We start from the raw sequence: 13,358 nt of genomic DNA, 5'->3' as shown, positions 1-13,358 counted from the left end.
GCGGCTAGCGGCGCTCCTCCCCTATTGGCTAGAGGGTGAAACGATCAACTCCCCGTGCGGTAGGTGGTTATCCCTAGGGTGTCCAGGCGAACAATTACTTGTCCGGTTGTTCGTTGATCTCGGCCAGCCGCTTGTATAGATAGGATCGCGAAATTCCCAGCGCTTCCGCAACCTTCTTCTTATTGCCGTGAAATCGCTGTAGATACTCCACGATGAGATCTGCCTCCATGCGGTCCTTGACCTCCTTCATCGAGCCGTCGCGCGGCGCCACGTTGGCCACGCGCACGGTATCCAGGTGATAGGTGTCGCGCGCCTCGCCCGCCATCTCGAAATCCGCCACCCGGATCGCATCGTCGTCGCAGAAAATGGCGGCGCGTTCGATGGCGTGCTGCAACTGGCGCACGTTGCCTGGCCAAGGCAGAGACTGCAGGAAGCGCAGTGCAGCCGGCTCAATCTCCTTGAGGGGCAGGCCGTGCCGATCCGCGAACTGCTTTAGGAAGGCACCCGCCAGCATGGGAATATCCTCCAGGCGCTCGCGCAAGGACGGCAGGCGCAAGGTAACGGCGCTGATGCGGTAAAACAGGTCCAGACGGAAGGCGCCGCTGTCCAGCATGTGATGGAAGTCGCGGTTGCTGGCCGAGATGAGGCGGAAGTTCGAGCGGTGCAGCGACTCGCCTCCAACACGCTGGAATGTGCCGTCCTGCAAGGTCCGCAACAGCTTCACCTGCACTTCCAGAGGCATGTCGCCGATCTCGTCCAGGAACAGCGACCCGCCATCGGCCTGTTCGAACTTTCCGGGCCTGCCCTTGCGATCTGCGCCCGTGAACGCACCGCTCTCGTAGCCGAAGAGTTCGCTTTCAACCAGGGAAACAGGCAGCGCCGCCGCGTTGATGACCACCATGGGATCACTGGCACGTGGACCCAGCATATGGATGGCATGCGCCACCACGTCCTTGCCCACGCCGCTTTCGCCCAACAGCAGCACGGGCACATCCAAGGGCGCGATCTTGACGATCTGTTCCTTCAGCCGCGCCACCGGTTCGCTGTCGCCGATGATCGCATCCAGGCCGCGATTCGGTCGGTCCATACTGGATAGTTCACGCCTGTAGAAGTTCACCTCCTTGCGCAGCCGGGAAATCTCGGCGCTCATCTTCTGCAGCGCGTCCGGGCTCTTGAACATGACCTGGCCGATGGCGCCGACCACGCGGCGCTGGCGATCAAAGATGGGCGTGCGGCTCACGACCCGCGTGGTGCCGTGCATCTCCTGGGTCTGGCCGATCTCGGCCTTGCCGCTGCGCAGCACGTTGTCGAGCCGCGTGTTCTCGATGACCTCGCGCGCCGGCCGACCCACGCCTTCGCCGCGCGACAACTTGAAGAACTTTTCGTGCACCGGACTCATGTAGCGCAAGGTGCCTTGTGCATCGACCACGTTGATCGCGCCGTACGGATTGGTGATGAGATGCCGCAGGATATCGCCGGCGAAGTCGACGCTGGCCACGAAATTGAACAGCGGGTCCGCGTCGTCGTGACTGCTGACCAGGAAGCACGCCGCCTCGGGCGTGGCCACATGCAGCACGCTGAGCGGCTCGTCCAGGTGCTCGAGCGCGAAGCTGGAAGGGATGGGCCGCAAGGTGCGCGCCGCCCAGCGCTTGGACAGATCTCGCAGCAGTCCAGAGTCGGAGCCGATCCCCGAGGCAAAGCACACCTTGCCGCTGGCGTCCAGCACCACGACGCCGCGCATCTCGTTTTCCATGACGCCTGTGTCTCCGAGTGATTTCGTGTTTTTGGGAAAGTGTTTGCGCCGAAGACACCCACCGCTTCAGGACGTATCCATAGGCGTGGCCAGCCCAGCTGCACTCCCTTTTTATAAGATGGCACGAAACTTGCTTGATGTCATCCACGTGACTTCCCCCCTGGATGACAGATGACACCGCAAGAAAACCTGCCCTACGCGGATTCGCAAAAAAACGGCCTGGAACTGCTGGCGCCGTTGCGCGTCCTGGACCTGACAACCTCGATTGCCGGTCCGTACGCGACGCAACTGCTCGCCGACCTGGGCGCGACCGTGCTCAAAGTGGAAAAGCCCGGCACCGGAGACGACACGCGCGCCTGGGGCCCGCCCTTTCTGCAGGACGTCTCGCTCTGGTACCTCAGCGTCAACCGCAACAAGCACAGCCTCACGCTGGACGTGTCGCAGCCCGAAGGGCGCGAAGTCCTCGATGGCTTGCTGGTGCAAAGCGATGTGCTGGTGCTGAACATGGTGCCCCGCGTGCAGCGCAAGCTGGGCCTGGACTATGACAGCCTGAAAGCCGCCTACCCGGCGCTGATCCATGCTTCGCTCACCGGCTTCGGCCTGACGGGTCCGCGCAGCGATTTTCCCTGCTACGACCTGATCGCCGAAGGCTACGCCGGGATCATGGACCTGACCGGCGAACTGGAATCCGCGCCGCAGAAAGTCGGCACGCCGGCCGCCGACCTGCTGGCCGGCCAGGACCTGGCGCTGGCGGTACTAGCAGCCTACATCGCGCGCGGCCAGCATGGCCGCGGCACGCAGATCGACATCTCTATGCAGTCGAGCATGACGCGCTTCGTCTCGCCACGGCTGCTGCCTTATCTGGGGTCCGGCGAGCTGCCCAGGCGCTCGGGCGGCAAAGATTCGGTCATCGCCATCTACCAGGTCTTCGATACGGCCGATGACCCCTTGTCGCTGGGACTGGGCAACGACAGGATCTGGCAGCGCTTCTGGCAGGCCGTGGGAGATCCGGCCTTTGGCGCGCGTGTGGAGTTTGCCAGCAATGCGCACCGCAGGACGCATCGGGAGGCCATCGTGATGCACATCGCCGAGCTGTTGCGCACGCAGCCGCGCGCGCACTGGCTGGCGCTGTTCGCCGAGCACAACATTCCCGCCGGCCCCATCAACCGGCTGGACCAGGTGGCGCAAGACCCGGACCTGCTGGACAAGGGCCTGATCTATCGCGCCCGCGCCTCCAACGGCGCCATTCCTCAGGTGGGGCTGGGCATAGGCTTTGACGGCTCCCAGCATGTCCACCGCAAGTCTCCGCCCGCACTGGGCGAAGACACCGACGACGTCCTGCGCGGCTGGCTGGGATACGCCGGTCCGCGCATCGACGCGCTGCGCGAGCGCGGCGTGATTTGACCCATTCCATTCTCGATAACCCCACAGATCAAGGACAGCACCATGGAGTTCCAGGACATCCTCTACGAGGAGCAAGGCCCCGTCGGCATTCTGACGCTGAACCGTCCCGACGACGGAAACATGTTCACCGAAACGATGTGCCATGAGATCCGCGACTGCATCAACGCGGTCCGGCGCGAAACGCGCACCCGCGTGCTCGTCATCACCGGGGCCGGCGACCGCTTCTTTTGCCTGGGCGGACGCAAGGACGGCATGCAGGACAGCCAGCTCTACGCAGGCGTGTTGCCGACGCTGGACATGTACGAAAGCATCGACCGCCTGCAGAAGCCTGTGATCGCCTCTGTCAACGGTTACGCCGTGGGCGGCGGCAATGTGCTGCAGATGGTTTGCGACATCACCATCGCCTCGGACAAGGCCATGTTCCGTCAGGTCGGCCCCATGGTCGGCAGCTTCGACGCCGGTTACGGCACCTGGTATCTGGAAGACCTGGTCGGCAAGAAGCGGGCCAAGGACATCTGGTACAGCAACCCCAAGATCTCGCCGCAGGAAGCCGTGGAAATGGGCCTGATCAACCGGGTCGTACCGGCCGCAGAGTTGCGCCAGGCCACGATGGAGCATGCCCTGAAGATCGCCGACCGCGGCGCCTTCGCGCTGGCTTCGATCAAGGGCGCCTTCAATGCGCGCCATGGCGGCGTGGGCGGCCTTTCGCGCATGGCGCACGACCTGCTGCTGCGCGGCTACCTCGACACCTCGGAACATGACGAACTGGCGGCATCGTTCGCGGAAAAGCGCGCGCCGGACGCCGGCAAGTTCGGTCATTGAGACGCTTTGCCGCAACGAGACACCCAATATGAACACCCTACTTACGCTGCAGACCCCGCACGCTGCCCGCCAGTACTACCTGTCCGGCATCTGGCAGCAGGACACCCTGTACACGCTGGCCCGCCATCACGCGCGCGAGCGGCCCGACGCCTATGCCCTGCGCGACCCTTACCGGCGCCTGACCTGGAGCCAGCTGCTCCAGCACGTCGACAGCGTGGCCGAGAGCCTGCACCGGGCCGGACTGCGGCAGGGCGACCGGGTGGCGGCCTGGCTGCCCAGCCGCGCCGAGACCGTCATCCTGTTCCTGGCCTGCTCCCGCGGCGGCTATGTTTATTGCCCATCGCTGCACCAGAACTACACCGTGGCCGAAGTGGTCGAGCTGGCACGGCGCATGTACTGCCGCGCCCTGTTCGCCGCCGTCGGCTATGGCGCGGATGCCGACAAGAAGGACATCTTCGCGCTGGCGCACGAGATACCCAGCCTCAAGCGCTTCTACGCCCTGCCGCGGCCGGACATGCCGCTGCCCCCGGGGGCCCATCCTTTCCCCGACGCCGCCGACCTGCCGCCCGTGCGGACTCCTCCGGTGCTCAACCCGGACAAGATCACCTACCTGGCCTTCACCTCCGGCACCACCGGCGCCCCCAAGGGTGTGATGCACAGCGATAACACGCTGCTGGCCAATGGCCGGGCGCTGGTGCGCGACTGGCACCACACCCAGGATACCGTCGCTCTCAGCCTCAGCCCCATGAGCCATCACATCGGCACCGTGGCGCTGGAGCAGATGCTGGTGGCCGGCATGGAGCTGGCGTTGCACGATCCGGCCGCTGGACTGGCGCCGCTGGACTGGCTGCAAACCTGCAAGGCGACTTACGTCATGGGCGTGCCCACGCATGCCATGGATCTGCTGGCGGAAATGAAGCGCCGCGGGCTGGACAGGCTGGGCGAGGTGCAGGCCTTCTACATGGCCGGTTCGCCCATCCCCCAGGAACTGGCGGAGAAATTCCTGCACATCGGCGTCAAGCCGCAGAACGTCTACGGCATGACCGAGAACGGCTCGCACCAGTACACACTGCCCGACGCCCCCACCGGCGTCATCGTGGGCACCTGCGGACAAGCCTGCAAGGGCTATGAGATCCGCATCTGGAAACAGGAGGATCCCGACGCCGAAGCCGAGCCGGGAGAAATCGGAGAGATCGGCGGACGCGGCGGCCTCCTAATGCTGGGCTACTACAGCAACCAGGAAGCCACCGAAGCCTCGTTCAACGCCTCTGGCTGGTTCATGAGCGGAGATCTGGGCGTGCAGGACGCCGAGGGCAACGTGCGCATCGTCGGGCGCAAGAAGGACCTGATCATCCGGGGCGGTCACAACATCCACCCCGCGCGCATCGAGGACCTCACCCATCGCCACCCGCAGGTGCTGCGGGCCGCCGCCTTCGCCGTTTCGGACCCAAGGCTAGGCGAGATGGTGTGCCTGGCCATCGTCCCCCAGCCCGGCAGCTCACCGCAGGCCGACGAAATCCTCCATCACCTCAACGAGGTCGGCCTGTCGAAGTACGACATGCCCGAGTACTACATCCTGCTGGACAGCTTTCCCATGACCGCCAGCGGCAAGATCCTCAAGCGTGCGCTGATGGACTGGGTCAAGGACGAAAAGATCGCGCCCATCCCCGTGCGCTGGCAAGGCGCCGCCACGAATACCAAGTGAGACACGCATGATTCAGGAATCAACCCTGCCGGGCGGCATCGCCGTGCTGGCCCTGGACCGGCAGAAGGCGCTGAACGCGCTCAGCTTCGAACAACTGCGGAACCTGGACCTGGCCGTCGAACGCGTGTCGGCCTCGGCAGCGCGCGGACTGGTCATCACAGGCGCCGGCTCCAAGGCCTTCTGCGCCGGGGCCGACATCCCGGAGCTGGTGGGACGCACGCTGCGCGACGAGCATGAAGGCGCCCGCCTGGGCCAGGAAGTGTTCCAACGCATCAGCCAGCTGCGCATCCCCTCGGTTGCCGTGATCCACGGCTATGCCTTCGGCGGCGGCCTGGAGCTGGCGCTGGCCTGCACCTTCCGCGTCGCCACGCCCGCAGCCCGCATGGGCCTGCCCGAGGTCAAGCTGGGCCTCATTCCCGGCTACGGCGGGACGCAACGCCTGCCCCGGCTGGTGGGCGAAGGGCGCGCGCTCGAACTCATCCTGTCCGGCCGGACGGTGAAGGCCGATGAAGCCGAGCGCATCGGCCTGGTGAACCAGATCGCGGAGGAAGGCGAGCCCGCGGCCATCGGCGCGGCCTATCTCGCGCCGATGCTCCAGCACGGCCTGCACGCGCTCGACTTCGCCCGCCAGGCGGTCCAGCGCGGCATGCAGACGTCGCTGGAGCTCGGGCTGCGCATCGAACGCGACCTTTCCACCCTGGCCTATCGCAGCGCCGACGCCGCCGAAGGCATGCAGGCCTTTCTCGAAAAACGCCCCCCCTGCTTCAAGGATGCATGACCATGCCTGAATCCACCATCGTCGTCACCGGCGCCAGCCGCGGCATCGGCGCCGATATCGCTCTCTCTCTCGCACGCGCCGGCTTTCGGGTCGCCTGCCTGTCGCGCTCGGGCCAGGCGCCTGAACTGGCGGACGTGCCTGAAGCGCTGCGCGCCCGCTGGCATGCCGTGGCCTGCGACGTCGGCGACGCCGCGCAGATCCAGCGCGCATTCGCCGAAGTCTCCGAACGCGCCTCAGGCCGCATCGCCGGCCTGGTGAACAACGCCGGTCAGCACACCGACGGCGCGGCCGCCACGCTGGCGCCCGCGGCGTTTGAATCCCTGATGCGCAGCAACGCCACGTCCGTGCTCATGGCCAGCCAGGCCGCCTATCCGCTGCTGCAGGCCAACGGCGGCGGCGTCATCGTCAACATGGGCTCGTTCTACGACAAGCTGGGCGTCAAGAAGAATCTGTCCTACTGCGCATCCAAGGCGGCGGTGGGCGCCATTACGCGCTGCCTGGCTGTGGAATGGGCGGCCGACGACATCCAGGTCGTCAATCTGGCGCCGGGCTACGTCATGACCAGCCTGAACCGCGAGTACATGACCAGCGGACCGCTGGCCCAACACCTGCAGAAGCGCATTCCGCGCCGCAGTCCAGCCGAAGCCGCCGAAGTCGCCGACGCGGTGGCCATGCTGTTCTCGCTGCGCTCGCGCTTTCTGACTGGCGAGACCATTTATCTGGACGGCGGCCAGAGCCTGATAGTCTGAGCCCCGCCCAAGCAGCTAGGAGCAATCAATGAACGTACTGCAACGCCTGGACGCCTCCATGCCCTGGAGCCCCGAAGAAGCCATGCTGCTCGACTCGGTGCGGGAGCTGGCGCGCGAGCGCATCGCGCCCAGGGCCGCTGAACTGGACCGCAGCGGCGCCTTCCCCCACGACAACGTGGCCGACATCAACGCCTTGGGGTTGAACGCCATGTTCATTCCCGAAGCCTATGGCGGCTCGCCGCTGTCCTATTCCTGCTATCTGGCCTGTGTGCGCGAAATCTCCGCGGCCTGCGCCTCCACCGGCATCGTCTGGGCCACCAATTTCCATGCCATCAAACCCTTGATCGAATTCGGCAACGAGGAACAGAAGCAACGCCTCCTGCCGCGCATCGCCGAAGGCGGCCTGGCCTCGCTGGTCATCACCGAGCCCTCGGCCGGTTCCGACGCCACGGGCATGCGCACCCGCTTCGAGCCCCGGGGCGACGACATCGTCATCAACGGCCAGAAGACCTTCATCACCAACGGCGATGTGGCCGACGTCTACCTGCTGTTCGGAAAGTGGGCCGGCATCGACGATGCCAAGCGGGCGATCAGCGCGGTCATCGTCGAAAAGGGCGCGCCAGGCCTGACGGTAGTCGGCACCGAGGACAAGATGGGCACCCGCGCCTCCAGCACCGCCACGCTGGCTTTCGAGAACTGCCGCATCCCCCGCGCCAACCTGCTATGCGAGCCGGGCGACGGCCTGCGCATCCTGCTGACCTCGCTGAACCGCTCGCGGCCCAGCGTGGCCGCGCATGCGCTGGGCATCGCGCGCGCCGCCTTCGAGGACGCCGTCGCCTACATCAACGAGCGGCGCCAGTTCAAGCGTCGTGTGCTGGAGTTCCAGGGCATCCAGTTCCTGGTCGCCGACCTGGCGGCCGAGCTGGCGACCTGCGAGGCCTGGCTGTGGCGCGTCGCAGGCATGGTCGACAACCGCGCCGACGACATAGGCATGGAGGCCTCGATCCTGAAGCTCAAGGCCACCGACCTGGCGATGCGCATGAGCACCGAGGCCGTGCAGCTGCTGGGCGGCTACGGCTACTGCAAGGACTATCGCGTCGAACGCCTGATGCGCGACGCCAAGATCACCCAGATCTGGGAAGGCACCAACCAGATCCACCGCCAACTCATCGGCCGCAGCTTTCTGACCAAGGAGTAGTCCATGAACACCATCAAGACCGTAGGCGTCGTCGGATGCGGCACCATGGGAACGGGAATCGCGATCGTCGTGGCCCGCGCCGGCTTCAAACTGCGCGCCTACGACACCCGCGCCGAGCTGGCCGAACAGGGGCGCCGGCAGGCGGCCGGCTTTCTGCGCAAATCGGTGGAGCGCGGCAAGCTCGCGGCCGGCGAGGACGAAGTCATATTGGCCAACTGGCATGCCAGCGACGACATCGAATCGCTGGCCGACTGCGACATCATCATCGAGGCGGTGTTCGAGGATATCCAGGTCAAGCACGAACTGTTCCGCAAGCTGGACCGGATCTGCGCGCCCCACACGCTGTTCGCCTCCAATACCTCCACCCTGTCGATCACCGAGATCGCCGGAGGCAGCGGCCGCGACACCCAGGTCGTGGGCATGCATTTCTGCCTGCCCGCGCAGCTGATGAAGCTGGTGGAAGTCTCGCCTGGCCTGAACACCTCGCGCGAAGCGCTGGATCAGGCATGGGCGTTCTGCGAGGCGCTGGGCCAACAGCCCGTGCTCACACGCGACACGCCGGGATTCATCCTCAACTACTTTCTGGTGCCCTGGCACAACGACGTCATCAACATGGTGGACCAGGGGGTCGCGGAACCGGCCGACATAGACCTGGCGGTCAAGACCGCCCTGGGCTATCCGCTGGGACCGCTGACCTTGCTGGACATGGTCGGCATGGACACCCAGAAGCTCTTGTGCGAGGCGCTGCACGGCAGCACCAATGAGCCGCGAGCGGCCTGCCCCCCTCTGGTCAAACGCATGATTGGCGCCGGACGCCTGGGCCGCAAGAGCGGCGCGGGCTTCCATCGCTACGACAACGACAAGATCTTCGGAGCATGACTACCATGGCCTATCGCATCATTGACACCGGGAACAGCGCGTCCTTCCCCCAAGCCCACGACTTTCTTGCGCAAGCCCAAGCCAGCGGCGAGGGACGGGTCTACATCGGCGCCCAGACCGGCCAGCGCTACCGGCAGGAACAGGCAGAAAGCCAGCAGGCGCCCTTCGTTGCCATCGAACTGGATCTGGAATGCCTGGGCGTGCATACGGGCGACGATGACGACGGCCGCGCCCGCAACGTGGTCGGGTTCGCACGGTTCCGCCTGGGCGACGACGCGCCGACCCGGCTCATCGAACTGGTGCGCAAACCCTACACGAGTCCTGAGGCTCTACAGGCCGCACGAGCAGCCTTCGCCGCGGCCGGCCTGGAAGTCGCTGTCTGCAACGACTTTCCCGGCCGCATCCTGAACCGCCTGGTGCGGCCCTACTACAACGCGGCGCTGCGACGTCTGGACGAGGGCCTGGCCAGCGCCGATGACATGGACACCACCCTGCGCCTGGGCCTGGGGTATCCCGAAGGCCCCATCGCCCTGCTCGGCCGCACCGGCCTGCACCACCATTACCGGGTAAGCCAGGCCTTGTACGAAATGCTGGGCCAGGAAGCCTACGCTCCCGCGCGGCGCGCGCGCGTCGCGTGGCAGCGCCACCTCCAGGAGAGCGGCAATGCAAGCGCTTAGCGACATCACGGTGCTGGACTTCAGCACCCTGTTGCCCGGCCCCCTGTGCACACTGCTGCTGGCCGAGGCCGGCGCGCGCGTCATCAAGATCGAACGGCCGGCCGGCGGCGACGAGATGCGCGGCTACCTGCCCCGATTTGGCGAGGACAGCGTCAACTTCACCCTGCTCAACCGCGGCAAGACCTCGGTGGCGATGGATCTGAAGAATGAAGACGAGCGCGCGCGCCTGCGCCGGCTCGTCGAAGGGGCCGACGTGCTCATCGAACAGTTCCGCCCAGGCGTGATGCAACGTCTGGGCCTGGACTACGAAAGCGTGGCGCGCATCAACCCGCGCCTGGTGTATTGCTCCATCACCGGCTATGGGCAGAAAGGCGCCAGGGCCGGCATGGCCGGCCACGACCTGAACTATCAGGCGCTGACCGGCATGCTGTCGCTGACAGGGGATGCGCAAGGACGACCTCTGGTGCCGCCCACGCTCACCGCGGACTTGGCCGGCGGCGCCTACCCCGCCTTCATGAACATCCTGCTGGCCTTGCGCCAGCGCGACCGCGACGGCAAGGGACGCCACCTCGATGTGGCCATGGCGGACAACCTTTTCACCCTCATGTATTGGGGGCTGGGCAACGGCTGGAGCCAGGGGCAGTGGCCTCGGCCCGGGAGCGACAAGGTCACGGGTGGCAGCTGCCGCTACCAGGTGTACGAGACGGCGGACGGACGCCACCTCGCGGTGGCGCCGTTGGAGGACAAGTTCTGGCGCGCCTTCGTCGAGGTCATCGGCCTGCCGGAGCTGGCCGATGCGGCCGAGGACGACGCCAGCGTGCGCCAGCGCGTCGCGGCCGTCCTGATCCAGCGCAGCGCCGAGGCATGGATGCAGGCGTTCGGCGACGGCGATACCTGCGTCAGCCTGGTCGCCAGCCTGCGCGAGGCAGCGGAGGACCCGCACTTCATTGCGCGCGGCCTGTTCTCGCGCGAAGTCGCCGACGGCGCGAGCCGGACCATGCCCGCCTTGCCGGTTCCCATCGATCCCAGCCTGCGCGTGCCGGCATCCCAGGTCCAGGCTCCGGGCCTGGGAGCACACACGGCGCGCATCTTGGCCGCGCAGGAGGCGACAGAATGAAAGCCCTGTTGGTCAGAAACTTCGCGCCCGCCGGCGACCACCGTGTCGAAACCGTCGCCGACCCCGTGCCTGGCGCTGACGAGGTGTTGATCCAGGTTGCCGCGGCAGGCGTGAACTATCCGGACACGCTGGTGGTCTCGGGCAAGTACCAGATCCTGCCGGCCTTGCCGTTCGTGCCGGGCAAGGACGCCAGCGGCACCGTGCTGCGCACCGGAGCGGATGTGACCGGCTTCAAGCCCGGCGACCGCGTGGTGGCACACATGGAACACGGCGCCTACGCCAGCCAGGCCGTCGCCCGCGCCGCCCACTGCCACCTGCTGCCCGACGGTGTCAGCCACGAAGACGCCGCCGCGATGGGGCTGGTGTTCCAGACCGCCTATCTGGCGCTGCTGGAACGCGGCGGCTTCAGGGCCGGCGAAACCGTGCTGGTCAACGGCGCGGCCGGCGGCGTCGGCGGCGCCGCTGTGCAACTGGTCAAGGCCCTGGGCGGCATCGCCCTGGCCGGCGTCAACACGCCGCAACAGGCGCAGGTGGCCCGCGAGATGGGGGCCGACCACGTGATCGATCTGTCGGTGGAAAACCTGCGCGACAGCCTGCGCGATCAGGTCTGGGCGGCAACCGATGGCCGAGGCGCAGACATCGTGCTCGATCCCCTGGGCGACGAAGTCTTCGCGGCTTCGCTGCGCGCCCTGGCCTGGTGCGGCAGGCTGGTGGTGATCGGCTTCGCGGCGGGCCAGATCCCGACGCTGAAGGCGAACTATCTGCTGCTCAAGAACATCAGCGTCATCGGTCTGCAATGGAGCGACTACCGCGACCGCCAGCCCGAGAAGATCGCGCTGGCGCAGGCGCGGCTGCTGCGCATGCGCGAACAAGGATTGATCCGTCCCAGGCTGGCCGCCGGCCTGCCACTGGAAGAGGTGGCCATCGCCCTGCAGGCACTGGAGCAAGGCCGCGCCACCGGCAAGTACGTCGTCCATATGGAATCCCCCTCGCATCGCCCAATCTGAGAAGGCAGGACATATCCCATGAAACAGACAACCGTAGTCATGGCCGCGCTGCTAGGCGGTTCGCTGTACGCATTCCCTGGCCACGCACAGGGCGTCGCCCCATTTCGCCTGGGCGCAATCGTCGACATGACCGGCGTGTATTCGGCGCACGGCGGCCCCGGCATGGTCACCGCGGTCAAGATGGCGGCCGAGGACTTCGGCGGCAAGGTGCTGGACCGCCCCATCGAAGTCCTGTCCGCGGACTACCAGAACAAGGTTGACATCGCAGCCACGCGCGCGCGCCAGTGGTACGACCGCGACGGCGTCAGCGCCATCATCGAATCCACCGACTCCGCGTCGGCCCTGGCCCTGCAAACCCTGGGCAAGGAAAAGAAGCGCATCACGCTGTTCGCCGGCTCAGCCTCGTCCAACCTGACCAATGCGGCGTGCTCGCGCTATGGCGTGCACTATGTCTACGACACCTACGTCCTGGCCAACGGCACGGGCCGCGCCGTGACCCGCGCCGGCGGCGACAGCTGGTTCTTCATCACGGCGGACTATGCTTTCGGCCATTCGCTGGAACGCGACACCAGCAATGTCATCAAGGCGAACGGCGGCAAGATCCTGGGCAATGTGCGCGCGCCGCTGTCCAGCCCCGATTTCGCTTCCTATCTGCTGCAGGCCCAGGCCAGCAAGGCCAAGGTGATAGGCTTGGCCAACGCCGGCACGGACACCCAGAATGCCGTGCGCCAGGCCTCGGAGTTCGGCATCACGCAAGGCGGCCAGAAACTGGCCACCCTGCTGGTCTTCCTGCATGACATCAAGGGCCTGGGTCTGCAGGCCGCGCAGGGCTTACAGTTCACCACCGGCTTCTACTGGGACCGCAACGCGGAAACCCGCGCCTGGTCGCAGCGCTATTTCGAACGCCAGAAATCCATGCCCTCCATGGTGCAGGCCGGCGCCTACTCGGCCACCCTGCATTACCTGCAGGCCGTGCAGGCCGTCGGCACCGACGACGCCGATGCCGTGGCGGCCAAGATGAAGGAGATGCCGATCAATGATTTCTACGCCACGAACGGCCGCATCCGCGCCGATGGGCGGATGGTCTACGACATGTACCTGGCGCAGGTGAAGACCCCGGCGGAGTCCAAGGGCGAGTGGGACCTGCTGAAGATCCTGGACACCATTCCAGGAGACGAGGCGTACCGCCCCTTGTCGCAAAGCGAGTGCCCACTGGTCAAGCCAGCGGGCTGAACGGGCAGCGGGCGGCGGCCATCCGGCCATCCGGCC

Annotated in this window: 12 protein-coding genes; 11 read left to right on the top strand and 1 reads right to left on the bottom strand. The window is 66.3% G+C overall.

The genetic code is table 11. The annotated features are described in order from the left end of the window. Positions 1–94: 94 nt before the first annotated feature. Positions 95–1,753 (bottom strand): sigma-54 interaction domain-containing protein, encoded by a 1,659-nt coding sequence (locus AOZ53_RS20725; protein WP_054428366.1) that lies wholly within the window; start codon positions 1,751–1,753, stop codon positions 95–97. A 171-nt stretch (positions 1,754–1,924) separates the two neighbouring features. On the opposite strand from AOZ53_RS20725, the gene AOZ53_RS20720 reads away from it, so the two are divergent. From AOZ53_RS20720 to AOZ53_RS20670, 11 genes are read left to right on the top strand one after another with little or no spacing between them, the layout of a single operon-like run. Next, positions 1,925–3,157 carry a CaiB/BaiF CoA transferase family protein gene (locus tag AOZ53_RS20720; protein ID WP_054428367.1) on the top strand — a complete coding sequence of 411 codons (1,233 nt, stop codon included), beginning with the start codon at positions 1,925–1,927 and terminating at the stop codon, positions 3,155–3,157. A gap of 42 nt (positions 3,158–3,199) precedes the next feature. Continuing rightward, positions 3,200–3,979: an enoyl-CoA hydratase-related protein gene (locus tag AOZ53_RS20715; protein WP_054428368.1), complete on the top strand. Its 780-nt coding sequence runs from the start codon at positions 3,200–3,202 to the stop codon at positions 3,977–3,979. 28 nt (positions 3,980–4,007) lie between these two features. Further along, a complete protein-coding gene (locus AOZ53_RS20710; protein WP_054428369.1) occupies positions 4,008–5,684 on the top strand; it encodes a class I adenylate-forming enzyme family protein in 1,677 nt (558 codons plus the stop codon). 7 nt (positions 5,685–5,691) lie between these two features. Further along, positions 5,692–6,462, top strand: a complete 771-nt coding sequence (locus AOZ53_RS20705) for an enoyl-CoA hydratase/isomerase family protein (protein ID WP_054428370.1) — start codon at positions 5,692–5,694, stop codon at positions 6,460–6,462. A gap of 2 nt (positions 6,463–6,464) precedes the next feature. Then, complete coding sequence (locus AOZ53_RS20700) at positions 6,465–7,211, top strand: SDR family NAD(P)-dependent oxidoreductase (RefSeq protein ID WP_054428371.1); 747 nt, start codon at positions 6,465–6,467, stop codon at positions 7,209–7,211. 28 nt (positions 7,212–7,239) lie between these two features. Continuing rightward, entirely contained in the window at positions 7,240–8,409 is a 1,170-nt protein-coding gene (locus tag AOZ53_RS20695; protein ID WP_054428372.1) for an acyl-CoA dehydrogenase family protein, read from the top strand. Between the two features lie 3 nt (positions 8,410–8,412). Continuing rightward, on the top strand, positions 8,413–9,288 hold the full coding sequence (locus tag AOZ53_RS20690; protein ID WP_054428373.1) for a 3-hydroxyacyl-CoA dehydrogenase family protein: 876 nt from the start codon (positions 8,413–8,415) through the stop codon (positions 9,286–9,288). 5 nt (positions 9,289–9,293) lie between these two features. After that, positions 9,294–9,965 carry a 3-hydroxyacyl-CoA dehydrogenase family protein gene (locus AOZ53_RS20685; RefSeq protein ID WP_054428374.1) on the top strand — a complete coding sequence of 224 codons (672 nt, stop codon included), beginning with the start codon at positions 9,294–9,296 and terminating at the stop codon, positions 9,963–9,965. Then, complete coding sequence (locus AOZ53_RS20680; RefSeq protein WP_054428375.1) at positions 9,952–11,082, top strand: CaiB/BaiF CoA transferase family protein; 1,131 nt, start codon at positions 9,952–9,954, stop codon at positions 11,080–11,082. Before AOZ53_RS20685 ends, AOZ53_RS20680 begins: the two co-directional genes overlap by 14 nt. After that, positions 11,079–12,089: an NADPH:quinone oxidoreductase family protein gene (locus tag AOZ53_RS20675; protein ID WP_054428376.1), complete on the top strand. Its 1,011-nt coding sequence runs from the start codon at positions 11,079–11,081 to the stop codon at positions 12,087–12,089. The genes AOZ53_RS20680 and AOZ53_RS20675 overlap by 4 nt, the downstream gene beginning before the upstream one ends. Before the next feature lie 18 nt (positions 12,090–12,107). Further along, on the top strand, positions 12,108–13,322 hold the full coding sequence (locus AOZ53_RS20670) for an ABC transporter substrate-binding protein (protein ID WP_054428377.1): 1,215 nt from the start codon (positions 12,108–12,110) through the stop codon (positions 13,320–13,322). The last annotated feature ends 36 nt before the right edge of the window (positions 13,323–13,358 follow it).

This window comes from Achromobacter sp. 2789STDY5608621 (assembly GCF_001299375.1).
Lineage (GTDB): Bacteria > Pseudomonadota > Gammaproteobacteria > Burkholderiales > Burkholderiaceae_B > Achromobacter > Achromobacter insuavis.
This window is presented reverse-complemented; position numbering and strand designations above follow the sequence as displayed.

Excerpts from the sequence above, each read along its gene's own strand:
- AOZ53_RS20725 (WP_054428366.1), bottom strand. The coding sequence starts at position 1,753 with ATGGAAAACGAGATGCGCGGCGTCGTGGTGCTGGACGCCAGCGGCAAG.
- AOZ53_RS20720 (WP_054428367.1), top strand. The coding sequence starts at position 1,925 with ATGACACCGCAAGAAAACCTGCCCTACGCGGATTCGCAAAAAAACGGC.
- AOZ53_RS20715 (WP_054428368.1), top strand. The coding sequence starts at position 3,200 with ATGGAGTTCCAGGACATCCTCTACGAGGAGCAAGGCCCCGTCGGCATT.
- AOZ53_RS20710 (WP_054428369.1), top strand. The coding sequence starts at position 4,008 with ATGAACACCCTACTTACGCTGCAGACCCCGCACGCTGCCCGCCAGTAC.
- AOZ53_RS20705 (WP_054428370.1), top strand. The coding sequence starts at position 5,692 with ATGATTCAGGAATCAACCCTGCCGGGCGGCATCGCCGTGCTGGCCCTG.
- AOZ53_RS20700 (WP_054428371.1), top strand. The coding sequence starts at position 6,465 with ATGCCTGAATCCACCATCGTCGTCACCGGCGCCAGCCGCGGCATCGGC.
- AOZ53_RS20695 (WP_054428372.1), top strand. The coding sequence starts at position 7,240 with ATGAACGTACTGCAACGCCTGGACGCCTCCATGCCCTGGAGCCCCGAA.
- AOZ53_RS20690 (WP_054428373.1), top strand. The coding sequence starts at position 8,413 with ATGAACACCATCAAGACCGTAGGCGTCGTCGGATGCGGCACCATGGGA.
- AOZ53_RS20685 (WP_054428374.1), top strand. The coding sequence starts at position 9,294 with ATGGCCTATCGCATCATTGACACCGGGAACAGCGCGTCCTTCCCCCAA.
- AOZ53_RS20680 (WP_054428375.1), top strand. The coding sequence starts at position 9,952 with ATGCAAGCGCTTAGCGACATCACGGTGCTGGACTTCAGCACCCTGTTG.
- AOZ53_RS20675 (WP_054428376.1), top strand. The coding sequence starts at position 11,079 with ATGAAAGCCCTGTTGGTCAGAAACTTCGCGCCCGCCGGCGACCACCGT.
- AOZ53_RS20670 (WP_054428377.1), top strand. The coding sequence starts at position 12,108 with ATGAAACAGACAACCGTAGTCATGGCCGCGCTGCTAGGCGGTTCGCTG.